Origin of the sequence: Rhodovastum atsumiense (genome assembly GCF_937425535.1) — a bacterium.
In the GTDB taxonomy this organism is placed as follows: Bacteria; Pseudomonadota; Alphaproteobacteria; order Acetobacterales; family Acetobacteraceae; genus Rhodovastum; species Rhodovastum atsumiense.
The window spans coordinates 1,858,160-1,876,915 of the sequence record NZ_OW485601.1; the positions used below are offsets into that span (position 1 = coordinate 1,858,160).

General features: G+C 70.1%; 15 protein-coding genes. 12 read left to right on the top strand and 3 right to left on the bottom strand.

From position 1 onward, the window contains the following. Positions 1-24 precede the first annotated feature (24 nt). Positions 25-1,395: a flagellar hook protein FlgE gene (locus tag NBY65_RS08355; RefSeq protein ID WP_150040567.1), complete on the bottom strand. Its 1,371-nt coding sequence runs from the start codon at positions 1,393-1,395 to the stop codon at positions 25-27. Positions 1,396-2,617: 1,222 nt separating this feature from the next. Between NBY65_RS08355 and NBY65_RS08360 the strand changes: the two genes are divergently transcribed. From NBY65_RS08360 to NBY65_RS08405, 10 genes are all read left to right on the top strand, one after another. Further along, positions 2,618-3,847 carry a flagellar hook-length control protein FliK gene (locus tag NBY65_RS08360; RefSeq protein WP_162530519.1) on the top strand — a complete coding sequence of 410 codons (1,230 nt, stop codon included), beginning with the start codon at positions 2,618-2,620 and terminating at the stop codon, positions 3,845-3,847. Positions 3,848-3,862: 15 nt separating this feature from the next. Then, positions 3,863-4,525 carry a flagellar hook assembly protein FlgD gene (locus NBY65_RS08365; protein WP_150040569.1) on the top strand — a complete coding sequence of 221 codons (663 nt, stop codon included), beginning with the start codon at positions 3,863-3,865 and terminating at the stop codon, positions 4,523-4,525. Between the two features lie 239 nt (positions 4,526-4,764). Beyond that, entirely contained in the window at positions 4,765-6,426 is a 1,662-nt protein-coding gene (gene fliF / locus NBY65_RS08370; RefSeq protein WP_150040570.1) for a flagellar basal-body MS-ring/collar protein FliF, read from the top strand. 8 nt (positions 6,427-6,434) lie between these two features. Next, positions 6,435-7,442, top strand: coding sequence for a flagellar motor switch protein FliG (fliG, locus tag NBY65_RS08375; protein ID WP_456312289.1), 1,008 nt, complete (start codon positions 6,435-6,437; stop codon positions 7,440-7,442). A gap of 3 nt (positions 7,443-7,445) precedes the next feature. After that, positions 7,446-8,147: a FliH/SctL family protein gene (locus tag NBY65_RS08380; protein ID WP_150040571.1), complete on the top strand. Its 702-nt coding sequence runs from the start codon at positions 7,446-7,448 to the stop codon at positions 8,145-8,147. Between the two features lie 31 nt (positions 8,148-8,178). Further along, a complete protein-coding gene (fliN, locus tag NBY65_RS08385; RefSeq protein WP_239002771.1) occupies positions 8,179-8,493 on the top strand; it encodes a flagellar motor switch protein FliN in 315 nt (104 codons plus the stop codon). Between the two features lie 13 nt (positions 8,494-8,506). Then, positions 8,507-9,910 carry a sigma-54 interaction domain-containing protein gene (locus tag NBY65_RS08390; RefSeq protein ID WP_150040599.1) on the top strand — a complete coding sequence of 468 codons (1,404 nt, stop codon included), beginning with the start codon at positions 8,507-8,509 and terminating at the stop codon, positions 9,908-9,910. A 6-nt stretch (positions 9,911-9,916) separates the two neighbouring features. Continuing rightward, positions 9,917-11,998: a flagellar biosynthesis protein FlhA gene (gene flhA / locus NBY65_RS08395; protein ID WP_150040573.1), complete on the top strand. Its 2,082-nt coding sequence runs from the start codon at positions 9,917-9,919 to the stop codon at positions 11,996-11,998. A 207-nt stretch (positions 11,999-12,205) separates the two neighbouring features. Next, the gene (locus NBY65_RS08400; protein WP_150040574.1) at positions 12,206-13,132 is read left to right on the top strand and encodes a flagellar biosynthesis protein FlhF; all 927 of its coding nucleotides are present in this window, start codon (positions 12,206-12,208) and stop codon (positions 13,130-13,132) included. A gap of 14 nt (positions 13,133-13,146) precedes the next feature. Next, positions 13,147-13,887, top strand: coding sequence for an SGNH/GDSL hydrolase family protein (locus NBY65_RS08405; RefSeq protein WP_150040575.1), 741 nt, complete (start codon positions 13,147-13,149; stop codon positions 13,885-13,887). A gap of 325 nt (positions 13,888-14,212) precedes the next feature. Here the strand turns inward: NBY65_RS08405 and NBY65_RS08410 are convergent, their stop codons facing one another. Then, the gene (locus tag NBY65_RS08410) at positions 14,213-15,883 is read right to left on the bottom strand and encodes a formate--tetrahydrofolate ligase (RefSeq protein ID WP_150040576.1); all 1,671 of its coding nucleotides are present in this window, start codon (positions 15,881-15,883) and stop codon (positions 14,213-14,215) included. Between the two features lie 184 nt (positions 15,884-16,067). Continuing rightward, complete coding sequence (locus NBY65_RS08415; RefSeq protein ID WP_150040577.1) at positions 16,068-17,195, bottom strand: 2-aminoethylphosphonate--pyruvate transaminase; 1,128 nt, start codon at positions 17,193-17,195, stop codon at positions 16,068-16,070. A gap of 61 nt (positions 17,196-17,256) precedes the next feature. Here NBY65_RS08415 and NBY65_RS08420 point away from each other — a divergent pair, with 61 nt between their 5' ends. Together NBY65_RS08420 and NBY65_RS08425 are read left to right on the top strand one after the other, a co-directional pair. Further along, on the top strand, positions 17,257-17,802 hold the full coding sequence (locus tag NBY65_RS08420; RefSeq protein WP_150040578.1) for a hypothetical protein: 546 nt from the start codon (positions 17,257-17,259) through the stop codon (positions 17,800-17,802). A 61-nt stretch (positions 17,803-17,863) separates the two neighbouring features. Then, on the top strand, positions 17,864-18,703 hold the full coding sequence (locus NBY65_RS08425; RefSeq protein WP_150040579.1) for a carbon-nitrogen hydrolase family protein: 840 nt from the start codon (positions 17,864-17,866) through the stop codon (positions 18,701-18,703). The last annotated feature ends 53 nt before the right edge of the window (positions 18,704-18,756 follow it).

An 18,756-nucleotide genomic window follows, 5' to 3' on the forward strand; every position in this document is an offset into this window, starting at 1 on the left:
ACACGATCTCCGGTCCTCCCTGGTTCAGCGCTTCATGTCGATGGTCTGCTGCAGCAGCTCATCGGCCGTGGTGACCATCTTGGTGTTGGCGGAATAGGTGCGCTGCGCCACGATCAGCTTGCTGAACTCGCTGGCGATGTCGACGTTGGAGCCTTCCACGGCCTTGGTCACCAGGGTGCCGGCCCCGTTGGTGCCGGCATCCTGCAGCGAGGGATTGCCGGATTCCGTCGTCACGGTGAAGGAACTGCCGTTCTGGCGCTGCAGCGCGTCGGCATTGGGGAAGGTGGCGATCGGCACGCGGGCGATCAGGCGGTTCTGACCGTTGTCGTAGTTGGCATAGATATCACCCGAGCTGGTCGTGGTGAGGCTGCTGAAGCTGCCCGGCGGCACACCGTCCTGGGTCAGGCCACGCAGGGTGTAGGTGCTGGAGAACTGGGTCACCCCGTTGGTCTGGCCGATCGTGCCGAGATCGAGCGTGATGCTCTGGGTGCCGGTGGTGGTCGGGAGACCGGTATCGTAGGTGATAAGGCACTTGCCCGACGTGCTGCTGGCCACTGGCGTGCCACTCGAGCTGATGCCGGACAGCGTGCCATCCTTGGCGAAGGTCACCGTGACCTTGCCCATGTCGGTACCGTCGATTTTGGCCTGGAGCGTCCAGGTGTTGGCAACGGTGTCGTAGCTGCCGTCGGGATTCGCCGTGGCGCTGGGCTGCGGGGTCCAGGTGTACTGCACCGTATGGGTGACGCCCTGGGCATCGTAGATCTGCACCTGCGGCTGAATCGCCGAGACCTGGGCCCCGGAGGAGTCGTACATCTTGGTGACGTTGCCGCTGGCGTCGAGTGCAACGGTCTTGATCGCGCCGGTCGGCAGGTTGGCACCCATGACAAGGTTCTGCGTCGCCACAGGCTTGTAGACGCTTTCGGCGACCTGGATCGGCTTCACTGTGCTCCGGTCCAGCACCCCGGTGACCGGGTCGGCCAGCCAGCCATTGAGGTATTCGCCGGACCCGTTGGTCAGGTAGCCATTGTCGTTGCGGCTGAAGTCGCCGGCGCGGCTGTAATAGCTCTGCGGCGCGAAGGTGACATTGCCGTTCACGTCGGTGCCGGCCGGATGGCTGACGGTGAAGAAGCCCTGGCCGGTGATCGCCATGGCGAGCGTGTTGTCGGTTTGCGAGATGGTGCCGGGCACCGTGTTCACGTAGTCCGGCCGCGCCACCACCGTACCGGGCTCGTTCACCGTGGCCGTGCTGGTGGTGAGATAATCCATGAAGCTGGTGTCCACCCGCTTGTAGCCGGCGGTCTGGCTGTTGGCGACATTGTCGCTGATGTTGCCGAACGCGACGGACTGAGCGTTCAGCCCACCGATCGCGGTGTTCATGGCACCGAAGAGTGACATGCGAATCTCCTGCGTGCGTAAAGGGACGGTGCGCGCGGCGCTGGCGTGACCCGCGGGCCTGGACCGTGCGGTGCCCTGCGCATCGCAGGAAGCGTGCCAGCGTTTGCCCCGCGGGAATCCGCAATTTCCCCTCGTCCGGCCCCGTCCCGTGCTGCCGCCCGGCACGCCGGACCCGGCAGGTTGTGCCGCTCGACCTGCCCGGAGAGCCCGGCAGCCTGGGCTTTCCGGCCCGGCCGGAACTGGCGCGCCGCTTGCTTCGCGGGGCAGCCGGCGAGGGCACGTCCTGCATCACCCGCCAGAGGACCCTGCAATGTCTCCTGTCCCCTGCCCATCGATTTCTTCCGCCTTTGCCGGTCGAAGTCCGCAAGCCGCCCCCACGACGGCCGCAGGCACCGCGGCGTTCGCGCTGCAGATGGCCCAGGCTCTCGTCGCCCCCCAGGGCTCGCCCGGGCTTCCGTCGGCACGGGGCATGACGCAACCAGAGACGATCCAGCCCGGAGTGCCGGCGCGTCCGGACAAAGCCCCGTCGGACGGAAGCGTCGCCATGGCAGCCGCCGCCCCGGAGGCGGCGATAACGGAGCAGTCCCTCGCTCAGGCCGGCGCTGATCTTGTTCCGACCGCGCCTTCGGCCGGCGGGCCGGAGATCCCGCCGGGAACGCCGGTCGCATCTCCACCGGGCATGAAGGCAGGAACGGTCATGCCCCACGCGGCCGGCGACGATGGCAACGCGCCCCCCCCGGCCGGCAGCGTCCCCACCGCAGCCCATGGGACTCCCGGGCCGTCCCCGGCGGACGCGGCCTCCCCGCCCGCCGGGGAACAGGCCACAGCGCCCACGCACCTTCCCCCTTCGTCAAATCCGGCTCACGCCACGGCCACGACATCGCCGTCCCGCGCGCTGCGCTCACCCTCCGATGCACGCGAAACCCCTTCGGCCGATGCGGACAGGAGCGATGCGGACGAGGAACCGACCGACGCCGCGGTGGTGACGGCCGGAGGCATGGCCGCCAGTCTCGCGCCCCCCCCCGTCATCGCGCCGTCCATACCGGCCCCATCGGCACAAGCCGGCTGCCCGGGTCCCGGCATTGCGGCCACCGCCGCCTCGCCGTCGCCATCCGCCACGGACCTCCCGCAACCGGACGCTTCCGCCGCGCCCGTCGATGCCTTCGCCGCTTCCCCGGCCATGGCAGGTCCGCAGCCCCGGACGGCCCCCACGGACGTCGCCGTGACGGCGGCTGCCGTCCCGGGCAGCGGAAAGCCGCCGGCCGACCTGCAGGCAAAGGCGGAGTCCCGGCCCGACGTCGCCGATGGCAGCCCTGGCCAGGAAGCGCCGGACGACGGCAACACCACGCCGGCTTCCGGCCTCGTGCCGTCGCGGGACGACATCACCTCCACGCGCCCGCCCATGGCAGCGACCGCGCGCCCGACGGCACCGGCCGCCCCCCCGGCAAAGATGATGGCGCTGCCGGCCAGCGCCGATGCCGGCCCTGGCACCACGCACCAAGGGGCTACATCGCCGGACAGGATGCCGCAGGACCCGCGAAGGGCCGAACCGGCACCAGCGGAGCCATCCATGCCCACGGCATCGCCCTCTGCTGCCGGGGAAGCCGTGTCCGCCAGTGGACGCATCGCCGGGGACAGGCGGGCGCCCGCGAGCAGCGGCCAGGACGCGGTGGGGGACATCGCCTTCGCGCCGCCACCGATGGCGGCCTCCGGCACGGGTGAGATGGGGGATATGCCGGCGCGAGGCGACGCATCTCCGACCAGTCCCACCACCCTCACGGTCGCGGCACAGGTCCCGGACATGCCCGTCGCCGCCGTCACTTCCCCGTCGCCATCCATCCCACAAGCCGCGGCCACGCCGGCAGTCCCCCTCCCCCAGGCCGGGCCGGCGCAGCAGGCCGCTCCCGCCTTGATCTCGTTGGTCAGCCGCCCGGGTGCGCAACAGGTCACCGTCCGGCTCGATCCCGTCGAACTCGGCGGCCTGCAGATCCGCATCGAGCGTCGCGGGGACGGTCCCACCCGCATCATCCTCACCACGGAGCGTGCCGCCACCGCGGAACTGCTGCAACGTGACCAGCCGGCCCTGCACCGCGCGCTCGATCAGGCCGGGCTGCCGGCGGATGGCCGCTCGATCGAGGTACGCGTCGCCGCGGCCTCCCCCGATGTGGCCTCCGGTGCCTCCACAGCCTTGTCGGGCGTCGTGCCGTCGGCCCACGCCGCCGCGCCGCATGCCGCGCCGGCCACGACGCAGCTACCTGCCCCCCAGGCCGGGACCGACGCCTCGGGCGGATCAGCGCAAGCGAATGCCGGCGCCGATCATGGGGCCGGCGGCTTCACGCAACGCGACACAGGTCCGGGCAGCCGGAACCACAGACCGGCTTCCCTTCTCGTCCAGGACGACGACACCGCACCGGCACGCTGGCTGCGCGCGGGCATCGACATCACCGCCTGAAGGATCTCCAATCCCATGACCACCACAAGCGCCACCGGCACCACGACGAGCACCGGCACCACGAGCACGACCAGCTCCGCGCTGGGTTCGCTGTCCGGCAACCTGCAGAATTTCCTGAAATTGCTGATGACACAACTGCAGAACCAGGATCCCACCGACCCGCTGGACACCAATCAGTTCACCAATCAGCTCGTGCAGTACGCCAGCGTGGAGCAGCAGATCAACGCCAACACCAACCTCACGCAGCTCATCTCGCTCACGCAGTCCGGGCAGATGCTGCAGGGCTCCTCGATGGTCGGCCACACGGTGCTGCTCGACAGCGACCAGCTCACGCTGCAGGACCATGCGGCAATGCTGCAGTTCACCGCCGACACGGCGGGAGAAGCGTCGGTCGTGGTCAGCACCGCCAGCGGCACCAAGGTGATGGAAACCACGGTGACCGCCAGCAAGGGCGCCAATATCTGGACATGGGACGGCAAGGATTCGTCCGGCAAGCAAATGGTCGACGGGGCGTACAAGGTGACCATCACCGGCCATGACAGCAAGGGCACAGCCACGGCCTTGCCCTTCACCGTGGTCGGCACCGTGACCGGCATCAGCAAAAGCGGCTCGACGCTGCAGGTCCAGCTCGGCGGGCTCACCGCCGACCTCGCCGACGTGCAATCCGTGGTGCAGTGAAGCCGGCCTGCCGCAAGGTGGGCCGGTCCAAGGTGGCTCAGTTGTCCGGCTGGCGGGGATGATGCCGAACGGTTAAGGGCGGCAAAAAGTGCCGGCCTTAACCGACGCGCAACTTCTCCCGTGCAGCGTGCATCCCGCCCGGCAACCCGGCCGGGCGTTGTGCATGAACGGGCCGCCATGACGACGTTCCCCTTCGCTCTGCCGTCACGCCATCTCCCCGCATCGGGGAGGCACCTGTCGTGAAGGCACTGCTCGATGGCCTGAAGGCCCTCGGAACGGCACGGCTCGCCGCGATGGCGGCCGTCGGCGCCGGCATGCTGGGTCTGCTTGCCTTGCTGATGCTGCGCGGCCCCACCGAACGCATGGCGCTGCTCTATGCCGAGCTCGACCCGCGCGAGGCCGGCCAGATGGCCGAGTTGCTCGATCGGCAGCGCGTCCCCCATCAGCTCGGTGCCGGCGGGGCGCAGATCCTGGTGCCGGCCGACCAGGTGGCGCGCGCCCGCCTGCTGCTGGCCAAGGACGGCCTGCCGACCGGCGGCTCGATCGGCTACGAGCTGTTCGACCGCAGCGATAACCTGACCTCCAGCCAGTTCCAGCAGAACCTGAACCAGGCCCGCGCGCTGGAAGGCGAGCTCGCCCGCACCATCCGCAGCCTCTCCGGCGTGCGTGCCGCCCGGGTCCACCTGGTGCTGCCACGGCGCGAGCCCTTCGCCCGCGACCGGCAGGACGCGCAGGCCTCGGTGGTGCTCACGATGGTCGGTACCGCGCGCATGGACCACGAGGGCGTGCAGGCGATCCTCAATCTCGTCTCCTCCGCGGTGCCCGGCCTGCGGGCCCAGAACGTTGCCGTCATCGACAACCGTGGCAACGTGCTGGCGCGCGCCGGCGCGCCGGTCGCCGCCGCCGCGGCCCAGAATGCCGAGGAACTGCGCCGCGGCATCGAGATGCGCATCGCCCGCGCCGTCGAGGACATGCTCGATCGCGGGCTTGGCCCGGGCCGTTCGCGCGCCGAAGCCAGCATCGAAATGGATTTCGATCAGGTGCACGAGACGCAGGAACGCTTCGATCCGGACGGCCAGGTGGTCCGCAGCTCGCAGACCGTCAACGGCAACAGCCGCAGCACCGAGGCCGCCAGCAACGTCTCCGTCCAGAACAACCTGCCGAACGCCGATGCCGGGCGCGAAGGCGCCGGCAGCCAGGAACAGAAGCAGGAAGAGACGACCAATTACGAGATCGGCAAGACCGTCCGCACCCTGGTGCGCGAGCAGCCGCAACTGCGCCGCGTCAGCCTCGCCGTGCTGGTGGATGGCGCCGAGGAACGCGCCCCCGACGGTACCGTCCTCTGGCGCGCCCGCACCCCCGAGGAGCTGGAGCGCATCGACCGCCTGGTGCGCAGCGCCATCGGCTTCGATGAACGCCGCGGTGACCATGTTGAAGTCGTGAACATGCGCTTCTTCTCCGATCCCGCCGGGGCGGCGGACGCGCAGGGCTTGCTGGGCCTGCCGCTGGAACGGGCCGACCTGATGCGGCTGGCGCAAACCGGGGTGCTCGCGATCGTTGCCCTGGCTGCGCTGCTGCTGGTGTTGCGCCCCATGGCCCTGCGGATCACCGCCGCGGCCGATGCCTCCGCGCTCGCCGGCCCCGACGCGGCCGCCGCGGTGCTGGCCGGCGGCCGCGGCATGGGCGCGCCGGCCCTGCCGGGGGGCACCTCCGCAGCCATGCTGGCCGGGGCGGAAGCCGCCACCGTGCCACTGCTGCAGGACGAAAGCATGGTTCGCCTCGCCAACATCGATGGCCAGATGCGCGCTTCGTCGCTGCGCCGTCTGGCGGAGCTGGTGGACAAGCATCCCGAGGAAAGCCTGATGATCTTGCGGGCCTGGATGCAGCAGGAGAATGCATGATGCCGGGGATGACCGACGATTATCGTGCCTTGAACGGCGTGCAGAAAGCGGCCGTCCTGATGCTGGCGCTCGGCGAGGAACAGAGCGCCCGGCTGTTCAGCATGATGCACGAGGACGAGATCAAGGAAATCTCCGCGGCCATGGCCCAGCTCGGCCCGGTGCGCTCTGATGTGGTCGAGCAGCTTTGCACCGAGTTCACGGAGAATATCGGCGGTGCCGGCAATCTTGTCGGCGGCTTTGAAAACACCGAAAAGCTGCTGCTGCGGACCCTGCCGCGCGAGCGCGTGGCCCAGATCATGGAAGAGATCCGTGGCCCGGCCGGTCGTACCATGTGGGACAAGCTCGGCAACGTCAACGAGGCAGTGCTCGCCAATTACCTCAAGAATGAATATCCGCAGACCGTCGCCGTGGTGCTGTCGAAGGTGAAGCCGGAACATGCCGCGCGGGTGCTCGGCCTGCTGCCCGAGAGCTTCGCCATGGAAGTCGTCATGCGCATGCTGCGCATGGAAAGCGTGCAGAAGGATGTGCTCGACGGCGTGGAACGCACACTCCGGTCCGAGTTCATGTCGAACCTCGCGCGCAGCAGCCGTCGTGATGCCCACGAGATGATGGCCGAGATCTTCAACAGCCTTGATCGCCAGGCCGAGCACCGCTTCCTCGGCGCACTGGAGGAACGCAACCGCGAAGCCGCCGAACGGATCAAGGCGCTGATGTTCACCTTCGACGACCTGCACCGCCTGCGCCCCCCGGCGATGCAGATGCTGATCCGCACGGTCGAGAAGGACAAGCTGCCGCTGGCCCTGAAGGGTGCATCGGAAAAGTTGCGGGACCTGTTCTTCGCCAATCTCTCCGAGCGCGCCGGCCGCATCCTGCGCGAGGAAATCGAGGCGCTCGGCCCGGTGAAACTGCGCGACGTCGACGAGGCGCAGGCGGCGATCGTCGCCCTGGCGAAGGACCTCGCCGCCGAAGGGCAGATCGAGATCTCCGACAGCAAGGACGAGGAGATGGTTTACTAGGCCATGTACTCACGCACATCCCATGCGACCGTCGCGGCCAGGCCCCGGCCGGCCATCGTGTTTGCCGAGGATTTCGACGCACCTTCCGGCATCACCGTGCTCGACGATCCCCCCGCGCCCCCCCCCCCCGCCCCACCCGCACCTCCGCCCCCACCTGCCATCACTGCCGAAGACCTCGCCGCCGCGCGGGAAGAAGCCTATGCGGAAGGCCATCGCACCGGCCTCGCCCAGGCCGCGGCGGACCGCGCGGAAATCACCCGCCAGATGCTCACCCTGATCGCCGAGCGGCTCGACGGCGCCCAGGCCGAGGCCGGCCGCGTCGCCGCGGAATCGGCCGAGGCGGTGGCCCGGCTGCTGATGGGCACGCTGATGACCATGCTGCCGGCGCTCTGCGCCCGGCACGGCGCCGCTGAAGTCGCGGCGGTGGTGCGCGCGGTCCTGCCCGCGCTCACGCGCGAGCCGCGCGTCACCATCCGCCTCAGCCCGCATCTCGTGCAGGACATCGAACGCGAACTTGCCGCCCTCGACCCGGAACTGCAGGGACGCGTCACGTTGACGGCAAGCGAGGCGGTGCCGCCGGGCGATGTGCGCATCACCTGGCATGATGGCGCCGCCATCCGCGATTCCGCATCCCTGCTGCAGGCGGCTTCCGCGGCCCTGGCGCCACTTGGCCTGCTTGCCCCCTCCCCCTCCGTGCCCGCCTGACCGTCAAGGAAACACTGCCATGTCCGATGCCATGGACCTCACTGATCTTGGCGATGCCGGCAACGGTGCGCCCGAGCAAAGCGGGCCGCGCAGTGCGCGCGACCTCGAAGCGGTCTACGACATTCCCGTCACCGTCAGCGCCGTGCTCGGCAAGGCCACCATGCAGGTCAGCCAGTTGCTCAAGCTCGGCCGCGGCGCCGTCGTCGAGCTTGACCGCAAGCTCGGCGAGGCCATCGACATCTATGTCAATAACCGCCTGGTCGCGCGCGGCGAGGTGGTGATGGTGGATGACAACCGGCTGGGCGTCACCATGACCGAGATCGTCAAGGGCGAGCGGCCAGGCTGACGGAGCGAGGATGATGCGCGTTCTGATCATCGGCTCGCTCGCAGGCGAGCTGGGGCAGGCGGCCCGCATGGCGATGGCGCGTGGCGCCCGGCTCGAACAGGCCGACGCCCCCGAGCCCGGACTCGCCCGCCTGCGCGGGGACGGCCATTTCGATCTGGTGCTGTGCGATGTCGCGCACGACGTGGCGGCCCTGGTGCGGGCGCTTGCCGCCGAGCGCATGGCGATCCCGGTGGTGGCCTGCGGCATCGATGCCGATGCGGATGCCGCCGTGCGCGCCATCCGCGCCGGGGCGCGCGAGTTCCTGCCATTGCCGGCCGACCCGGACCTGATCGCCGCCATCCTGCAGGCCGCGAGCGGCGAAAGCCACACCCTGGTGGCACGCGACCCGGTCATGCTCGCCGCCATCCGGCGGGCCGAGCAGGTGGCCAGCGCGGATGCCTCGGTGCTGATCACCGGCGAGAGCGGCACCGGCAAGGAAGTGCTGGCACGCCACATCCACCGTCGTTCGCGCCGGGCCGGCGGCCCCTTCGTGGCGCTGAACTGCGCTGCCATCCCCGATCATCTGTTGGAATCCGAGCTGTTCGGCCACGAAAAGGGGGCCTTCAGCGGCGCGGTGGCACGCCGGGTGGGCAAGTTCGAGGCGGCCAACGGCGGCACGTTGCTGCTCGACGAGATCAGCGAGATGGATGTGCGGCTGCAGGCCAAGCTGCTGCGCGCCATCCAGGAGCGGGAGATCGACCGGCTCGGCGGCAATGCGCCGGTGCGCGTGAATGTCCGCATCCTGGCCACCACCAACCGCGACCTGCCGGGCGAAGTGGCACGCGGCACCTTCCGCGAGGATCTGTATTTCCGCCTGAACGTGGTGACGCTGCGCATTCCCGCGCTGCGTGAGCGCCCCGGCGACATCGCCGTGCTGGCCGAGCATTTCACGCGACACTATGCGGAGGTGAACGGCCTGCCGCAACGCCGCCTCACGCCGGCGGCGCTGCTTCGCCTCACCAACCATACCTGGCGCGGCAATGTGCGCGAGCTGGAGAACACGCTGCATCGCGCCGTCCTGCTCGCCGATGGCGCGGAGCTCGATGCCGGTGCCATCGAGCTCGCGCCGGGGACTGCCTGCGGTACGGCCGCTGCCGGCGAGGCCCCGGCGGGAGCGATCATGGCCGTACCGACGACGATGTCGCCCTGCGCCTGGGGGGGAGATGCGGTCGCCGGACTGGTCGGTCGGCGCATGGACGATGTCGAGCGTGACCTGATCCTGCAGACACTGGTCCACACCCTGGGCAACCGCACGCATGCGGCGACCATCCTGGGAATCTCCATCCGCGCGTTGCGCAACAAGCTGCGGGATTATGCCGGGCAAGGGCTGGCGGTACCACCACCGCCGGCCGGCCTCGCCATCCCGCTCGGGTCCTGATCCGCCATGGCCGAGGGAATTCCGCTCAACCTCCAGGACTTCGCCGCCAGGCTGCGCGGCCGCGCGCCGGGGACGGATATATGGCTGGCACTCGGCGTGGTGGCCCTGCTGTCGGTGCTGATCCTGCCGCTTCCGCCGGTGGTGCTCGATCTTGGTCTCGCCATCTCGCTCACCGCTTCGGTGCTGGTGCTGATGGTGGCCCTGTTCCTGCACCGGCCGCTCGACTTCACCAGCTTTCCCACGCTGCTGCTGCTGACCACGCTGCTGCGCCTGTCGCTGAACGTCGCCACCACCCGGCTGATCCTCTCGCACGGCCACGAAGGCCCGGCCGCCGCCGGCCATGTGGTGCAGGCCTTCGGCGGCTTCCTGATGGGCGGCGACGTGGTGATCGGCCTGATCCTGTTCGCCATCCTGCTGGTGGTGAACTTCATGGTGATCACCAAGGGTTCGGGCCGCATCGCCGAGGTCGCCGCCCGGTTCAGCCTGGACGCGATGCCGGGCAAGCAGATGGCGATCGACGCCGAGCTGTCCTCGGGCGCGATCGACGAAGCGACGGCACGGGTACGCCGACGTGAACTGGAAGAGGAAAGCGGCTTCTACGGTGCGATGGACGGCGCCGCCAAGTTCGTGCGCGGCGATGCCATCGCCGGCCTGCTGATCACCTTCATCAACATCCTGGGCGGGCTCGCGATCGGCCTGGTGCGGCACGGCATGCCCTTCGCCGACGCCGCCACCACCTTCACCACGCTGACCGTGGGCGACGGGCTGGTCTCGCAGATCCCCGCCCTGCTGGTTTCCACCGCCGCGGGCATCGTGGTGACCAAGGGGGGCACCGAGGGCTCCGCGGATGCGGCGCTGATGCGCCAGCTCGGCGGCAATCCCAAGCCACTCGCCCTGGCCGCCGGCGCGGCCGCCCTGCTGGCGCTGATGCCCGGTCTGCCCGCCCTGCCGTTCCTGGCCATCGCCGGCCTCGCCGCCGCGGGCGCCTATGCCCGCCACCACGCCGGCACCGCCACGGCGCAGGCCGAGCCACCGGCCCCGGCCGCGCCGGCCGAGCCGCCGATCGCCGAAGCCTTGCGCATGGACATGATCCGGCTCGAGCTCGGTCTCGGCCTGCTTGGGCTCGCTGGCGGCGAGACGCCGCGGCTGACCGAACAGATCAAGGTGATGCGCCGGTCGATCGCCGTCGAAATGGGTTTCGTGCTGCCGCCGGTGCGGATCCAGGACAACATGCAGCTCGCAGCCGACGCCTATTCCGTCCGCATCAAGGAAATCGAGGCCGGAAAGGGCGAGATCCGCGCCGGCCAGTTGCTGGCGATGGATCCATCGGGCGGCGTGCCCGACCTGCCCGGCGAACGCACCATCGAACCTGCCTTCGGCCTGCCCGCCCTTTGGATCGATCCCGCCACGCGGGAGAACGCGGTGTTCCGGGGCTGCACCGTGGTCGATCCCGCCAGCGTGCTGGCCACCCATCTCACCGAGATCGTCAGGCAGACCATGCCGGAGCTGCTCAGCTTCGCCGAGACCCAGAAGCTGCTCGACGACCTGCCACGCGAGCAGCAGAAGCTGGTGGCCGAGCTGATCCCGGGCCAGATCACCGTGAGCGGCGTGCAACGCGTGCTGCAGATGCTGCTGGCCGAGCGCATCTCCATCCGCGACCTGCCGACCATCCTCGAAGGCGTGCAGGAAGCCTGCACCGGCGGTGCGCGCGTGATCCCGGCCATCGTCGGGCATGTGCGGGCACGGCTCGCGCGCCAGATCAGCGATGCCCATCTTGGGCCGTCCGGCTATATCCCGCTGGTCACCATGTCCCCCGAATGGGAAAGCGCCTTCGCCACGGCGCTGGTCGGCCCCCCCGAGGACCGCCAGCTCGCCATGCCCCCCTCGCAGGTCAGCGACTTTATGCAGCGCCTGCGCACGGCCTTCGACGCCGCCGCGGCGGCGGGCGAGCCGGCCGTGCTGCTCACCAGCGGCGGCATTCGCCTGCATGTGCGGGCCATCGTCGAACGGATCCGGCCACTGACGCCCGTGCTCGCACAGGCGGAGATCTTCCCGCGGGTACGGATCCGCACGGTGGGAAGCATCTGATGCCAACGGGGCGACTGCGCCGGGGCGTTGCCCCGGACCCTACCAGGAGGCTTTGCCTCCTGGACCTCCACCAAGGGCCATCGGCCCTTGGATCCCATTCTTTGCCGCGCAGCGCGATTGGGGTGCAGGGGCCCCCTGGCCCCTGCCGGGTCCAGGGCAGAGCCCTGGCCTTCCTTGCCACGCCGGAACCCTGAAAGGGGCCAGACCATGCGGCTGAAACGGTACCGCGCGGCCGACACGGCGGAAGCTGTCGCCCTGATCCGATCCGAACTCGGCCCGGACGCGGTCATTCTCGAAACCCGCCCCGTGACCGGCGGCGTCGAGGTCACGACCGTGGTCGAGCCTTCACCCCCCGCGCCACAGCGCGCCCAGGCGCTGCTCTGGCACAATTTGCCGGCCGATCTGGCCCGCCGGCTGCAGACAGGCCCGCTTCCCTTCGCCTTGTCGGTCGCGCTGCGTTTCGCGTCGCTGGACCTGCAGCCAGGGGCAAAGCCGCTGCTGCTGGTCGGCCCGCCGGGAGCGGGCAAGACGCTCAGCGTGGCCCGGCTCGCGACCCGTCTGGTGATGGGCGGCATCACCCCCCTGGTCATCACCACCGACGGCCGACGGGCCGGCGCGGCCGAACAGCTCGCCGCCTTTACCCGCCTGCTCGGGTTGCAGCTTCTGGTCGCCAGCACCCCCCCGGCCCTGGCTCGCGGCCTCGCCCACCGGGCGCAAGCGGCCCCCGTCCTGATCGACACGCCGGGCACCGATCCTTTCGATCCCGCTCAGCGCGAGGAAACCATGGCCCTGGCCGGCATCGCCGAAGCGGAGCCGGTGGTGGTGCTGCCGGCCGGGCTCGACGCCGCCGAGGCGGCTGACCTCGCTGGCGCCTACGCGGCGTGGGGCGCGCGCAAGCTGATCGCGACCCGGCTGGATCAGGCCCGCCGGCTTGGCGGGGTGCTGGCGGCGGCCCAGGCCGGGCTGGCCCTGGCGGAAGCCGGGATCGGTGCGGGAGCCGCCGATGGGCTGGTCCCGCTGACGCCCGACCTGCTCGCCACCCGCCTGCTGCAAGGCAGCGGCCCCAGGCCCTTTCCCGCCTCGCACACGGCTGATCCCGCGCCAGCCACCCTTGTCGCATCGGGACGGCACTGATACGCGGAGCGTCCATGCGCCGCATCCTTCTTGCTGCCCTGCTGCTGGCCTCGGTTGCGATCCGCCCGGCCATGGCAAGCCCGGATTGCCCTTTCTCCCCCGATATCGCCGCCCCCACCGTCGCCCCAGGGTCGCTGCCCCATGTGGCCGCCGCCCTGAAGGCCAGCAGGCTGGATATCCTGGCACTCGGGTCCGGCTCCGTACTAGGCCCGAACGGCCGCAGCGAGGGGTCCTTCGCCGACCATATGGCCCAGGATCTGCGGGCCGCCTTCCCCGGCGTCGATATCCGGCTAACCGTGCAAGGGCAGCGCGGCATGACCGCCACGGCGATGCTTCCCATGCTGATCCAGGAACTCGATGGCCACGGCATCGACCTGGTGATCTGGCAGACCGGCACGGTCGAGGCGGTGCGCCGACTGCCGGCGGCGGAGCTGGGCCGGACGCTCGATACGGGCGCCGAGGCGGTGCGGCGCGTCGGCGCCGACCTGGTGCTGGTGGATCCGCAGTTCAGCCGGCTGCTGCAGTCCCATGCCGAACTGGTTCCCTACCGGCAGGCGCTCGACCAGGTGGCGCGCCGCAACCAGATCGTGCTGTTCCACCGCTTCGACCTGATCCGCCACTGGGTGGAAGCCGGCGGGGTCGACCTGGAAACCGCGCGACGGGCGGACCGGGCGAAAATCGCCGATCGCCTGAGTGCCTGCCTCGGTCAGGCCCTGGCCGCCACGCTCCTGCGCGGGGCGGGACTGGCGCAATGAGGGAACCCGGCCGTCACACGACCTCATGATCGGTGCGAAACGGTTGGCCGACCGCAATATTTGGAACCACCGGGGCCCTTCGGTCTTTTAGGCCGGCATGGATGGCACGTGGCCCCTCGACGGACGGCAGCCCCTCCCGCCCCCAGGGCGAGAGAAATCTGCGTTCGATGTCTGGTTGAAAACCCAGCTCGCCCGGGCCTACGGGACGGCGGATGATCCGCCATGGCCGGAGGAGCTGTGCCGGGCCTTCGATGCCATGGAAACCGTGGAATGACCCTTCCGGCGGGATGTTTGGTCCCGCCGGAGCACGATCCTGGATCGCCTGTCAGAACAGGCCGTCGATCAACCCGTCCGCCGACAGGCTGATTGCCTCGGCGGCCGGCACGCGCGGCAGGCCGGGCATGGTCATGATGTCGCCGCAGATCGCGACCACGAAACCAGCCCCGGCCGAAAGGCGGACGTCGCGCACCGGCAGCACGTGGCCCTCGGGGGCGCCGAGCTGCGTCGGATCGGCGCTGAAGCTGTACTGAGTCTTGGCGATGCAGACCGGCACGTGGCCGAAGCCCGCCGCCTCCCAGGCCGCCAGCTTCTTCACGACCGCAGGGGGCAGGCTGACATCGGCGGCCCGATAGATCTCGCGGGCGATGGTGCGGATCTTCTCGGCCAGCTTCATCTCGTCGGGATAAAGCGGATGGTAGCGCGCGGTATGCGCGCCGATGCGTTCCAGCACGGCGCGCGCCAGGTCCGTCGCCCCGGCGGCACCATCGCTCCAGTGCGTGCAGAGATAGGCCTGCGTCCCCAGCCGGGCCATCGCCTCCTGCACCACCGCGATCTCGGCATCCGTGTCGGATGTAAAGCGATTCAGCGCCACCAGCACGGGCAGGCCGAACTTGCCCATGTTCTCGACGTGGCGCACCAAGTTGACCACGCCGCGCGCGACCGCCGCGGGATCCTCGCGGCCAAGCGCGGACTTGGCGACGCCGCCATGCATCTTCAGTGCCCGCAGCGTCGCCACCACCACCGCGCAGGACGGCGCGATCTTCTCCACCCGGCACTTGATGTCGAGGAACTTCTCCCCGCCCAGGTCGGCGCCGAACCCGGCCTCGGTGACCACGATGTCGGCCAGCCGCATGCCCAACCGGGTCGCCTGCAGCGAATTGCACCCATGCGCGATATTGGCGAAGGGGCCGCCATGCACCAGCGCGGGGGACCCTTCCAGGGTCTGCACCAGGTTGGGCTGCAGCGCATCGCGCAGCAATGCCGCCATGGCGCCATCCGCCTTCAGGTCGCTCGCCCGCACCATCGACCCGTCGCGCCGCGTGCCCACCACCATGCGGCCGAGCCGGTCGCGCAGGTCGTCGAAGTCGCGGGCGAGGCAGAACACCGCCATCACTTCGGAGGCGACGGTGATGTCGAACCCGTCTTCGCGCGGGAAGCCGTTGGCCGCCCCGCCCAGGCTGGTGACGATGCTGCGCAGCGCGCGGTCATTCATGTCGATGGCGCGACGCCAGGTGATGCGGCGCGGATCGAGGCCGAGTTCGTTGCCCCAGTAGAGGTGGTTGTCCACCATCGCCGCGAGCAGGTTGTTGGCCGCGGTGATGGCATGGAAATCCCCCGTGAAATGCAGGTTGATTTCTTCCATCGGGGCGACCTGGGCGCGCCCGCCGCCGGTGGCACCGCCCTTGAGGCCGAAGCAGGGGCCGAGGCTGGGTTCGCGCAGGCAGATCAGCGTACGCTGGCCGAGCGCGTTCAGCGCGTCGCCGAGGCCGATGGTCGTGGTGGTCTTGCCCTCCCCCGCGGGGGTCGGATTGATGCCGGTGACCAGCACCAGCGCCCCTTCCGGACGATCCTCCACCGAGCGGACGAAATCGAGGCCGACCTTGGCCTTGTAACGCCCATAGGGCTCCAGCGCATCGGCAGGAATGCCGGCGCGGGCCGCGATCTCGGCGATCGGGCGGAGCCTGGTCGCGCGAGCAATCTCGATGTCGGTGGCCATGTGTCGTCTCGTCCCCACGCGTAGCGGCCGGGCCATTTGCCTTGCCGCGTCATTACTTATCCGACAGCTCGGTCTTTACCGACAAGCCGGCCGGGCGGATGCCAGACCGGCGCCCGGCGGCGGCAAAAATAGATCGTTCCGGCGCCGCTTCCGCCCGCCCGGGCGGAAGCGGCGCCGGAAGCAATCAGGCCGCCGATGCGACCGGGGCGCGGTTGCGGATGCCAAGCGCGTGCAACGCCGCATCCGCCGCCGCGACGAAGCGCTGCATGTCCTCGGGCGTCACTGCCCCGATGCAGCCGACCCGGAAGCTCGGTTCGGCGGTGTTGTAGAAGTTGCTGATCAGGAAGCCACGCGACTTCAGCGCATCGACGAAGCCCTGCAGGCTCCAGGCCGGATCGGCCGGCGCCCGCACGTTCACCACGATCGGCCCCTGCACCTCCCACGCCAGGCAGGGCTGCAGGCCGAGCGAGACCATGCCGTCATACAGCACGCGTGCGTTCTCCCGGTAGCGGGCCAGCCGCGCGGCCTGGCCGCCTTCCGCGTCGTACAGGTCGAGCGCCACCCGCAGGCTCGCCAGCACCTGGGCAGGCGGGGTGAAGCGGAAGCTGCCATCGCCGCTGCGCCGGTACTGGGCCTGCACATCCGCGAGATTGAACGACCAGCTTCCGGCCTGGCCGGCGCAGGCCTCCAGCCGGTCGAGACGGACGACCGAGAAGGACAGGCCAGGCATGCCCTCCAGGCATTTGTTCGAGGTGAAGGCGACCGCGTCGAGCTCCGGCATCGCCGCGACGTCGAGCGGCAGCGCGCCGAAGGCCGAGACGGCATCCAGGATCATCCGCCGTCCCGCCTCGCGCACCACCTTCCCCACCGGCGCGGGATCGTGCACCACGCCCGAGCTGGTCTCGCTGTAGACCAGCCCGACATGGCCGATGCCGGGGTCGGCGGCCAGCGCCGCCGCCACCGCCTCCGGCTGGACGGTCCCGTTCCCGGGAACGGCGAGCGGCACCGGCACCCGGCCGGCCTCGCGCGCCAGGCGCATCATGCGCTCGGCATACTGGCCGGTCGCCGGTACCAGGATGCGCCCGCCGGGGGGCACGAAGCTGCGCAACGACGCTTCGGTTGCGAAATGACCACAGCCCTGCAACGCGATGGCGCTGTGGGTTTCGCGCGCGCCGCCCGAAATGGCCCGCACCCGCCCGCGCAGATCGGCATAGAGGATGCGGAAATCATTATCCCAGGGGGCGAAATCCTGCGCCATCGCCGCCCGAACCTCCGGCCGGGTGGTGACGGGACCGGGGATCAAAAGCAGCATCGACGGTACCTCGTTGAAGGCGCTCAGATTTGACACGGGAGGGTCGCGGAATCCAGCCGCCATGAGGTTCGCCCTGCACGGGTCACGCTGCTACATTGCCGATATGACGCTTCCCTTCCCGTTGCCTGATTGGCTGCCCTGGTGGGTGCCCGTCGCCGTGCTGGTGCCGGGACTGCTGTACCTGCTCGTGTTCCTGCTGATGCCGTTCAGCGTGTTCGGCCTCAAGGGCCGGCTGGACGCGATCGAGGAGCGGCTGGACGAGATCCAGGCGGAAATCCGCACCATCGTGCTGCGCCTGCCGGAATTGCGCGGCGGCGGATCGGGCTCGACCTGGGCGGATCCGCCGCCGATCGCGCCACCGCCCCGCGACACCGAGGAACGACTCGTCCGCCCGCCGATCCCGCCCGCGCCGATGCCGGCCCCGCGCCGCACGCCGCCGATCGAGCCGAGCTGGCGCCCCGCCCCGGATCCCAGCACGCCGCTGATCCGGCGGGCCGAGGAACCGCCGCCGGATCAGGCGACCGCCCCGGAGGACGAGGCCCCGCGCCGGCGCACGCCCGGCCAGCCGGCCCGGCGCAGCGAACCGCGGCTCGACTGGCCACGGTGAGCCGCGGCTGCTAGCCTCGGCCCCGCCCTGCGGCCTGTGCCGCGATCAAGGAGGGGAAGGAATGCGCGTCAGCGTGGTGCAGATGAATCCGGGTCATGTGAAGGCGGACAACATCGCCCAGGCCCGGACACTGATCGCCGGCGCCATCGCTTCCGACCGGCCCGACATCGTCAGCCTGCCGGAGATCTGGACCTGCCTTGGCGGCGACCGCGCCGCCAAGTTCGAACAGGCCGAGGACCTGCCGCCGCGCGGCAGCAACGAAACCGGCGGCCCCGCCTACGAGTTCCTGCGCAGCGTGGCCCGCGAGCACCGCATCCACGTGCATGGTGGCTCGATCGGCGAGCGTGGCGGCGACCGCCTGTTCAACACCACCGTGGTGTTCGACCCGGACGGGCGGGAACTGGCGCGCTACCGCAAGATCCATCTGTTCGACATCGTCACCCCCGACGGCCAGGGCTATCGCGAGAGCGCCACCTACGGCGCCGGCGAGGAGATCGTCACCTGGCAGGCCGGCGAGCTGAAGATCGGCTGCGCCATCTGCTACGATGTGCGCTTCCCCGAACTGTTCCTGGCACTCCGTCGCGCCGGCGCCGAGCTGATCTTCCTGCCGGCCGCCTTCACCCTGCAAACCGGCAAGGATCACTGGGAAACGCTGATCCGCGCCCGGGCCATCGAAACCCAGTGCTGGTTCGCCGCCCCCGCCTGCTGGGGCCGCCACCTGGACGGCGCGAAGCTGGAGCCGCGCTTCACCTACGGCCATTCGTTGATCTGCGATCCCTGGGGCCATGTGGTGGCGAAGGTGTCGGACGGCACCGGCTGGGCAAGCGCACGCATCGACCCGGCGATGACCGCCAGGGTGCGCCGCGACATGCCGGTGCTGGAGCACCGGCGCCTGGCCTGAGCCGACCATGGCCCCTCTGGTTCCGGGTGTGGGGCGGAGCGAACCCGACACCG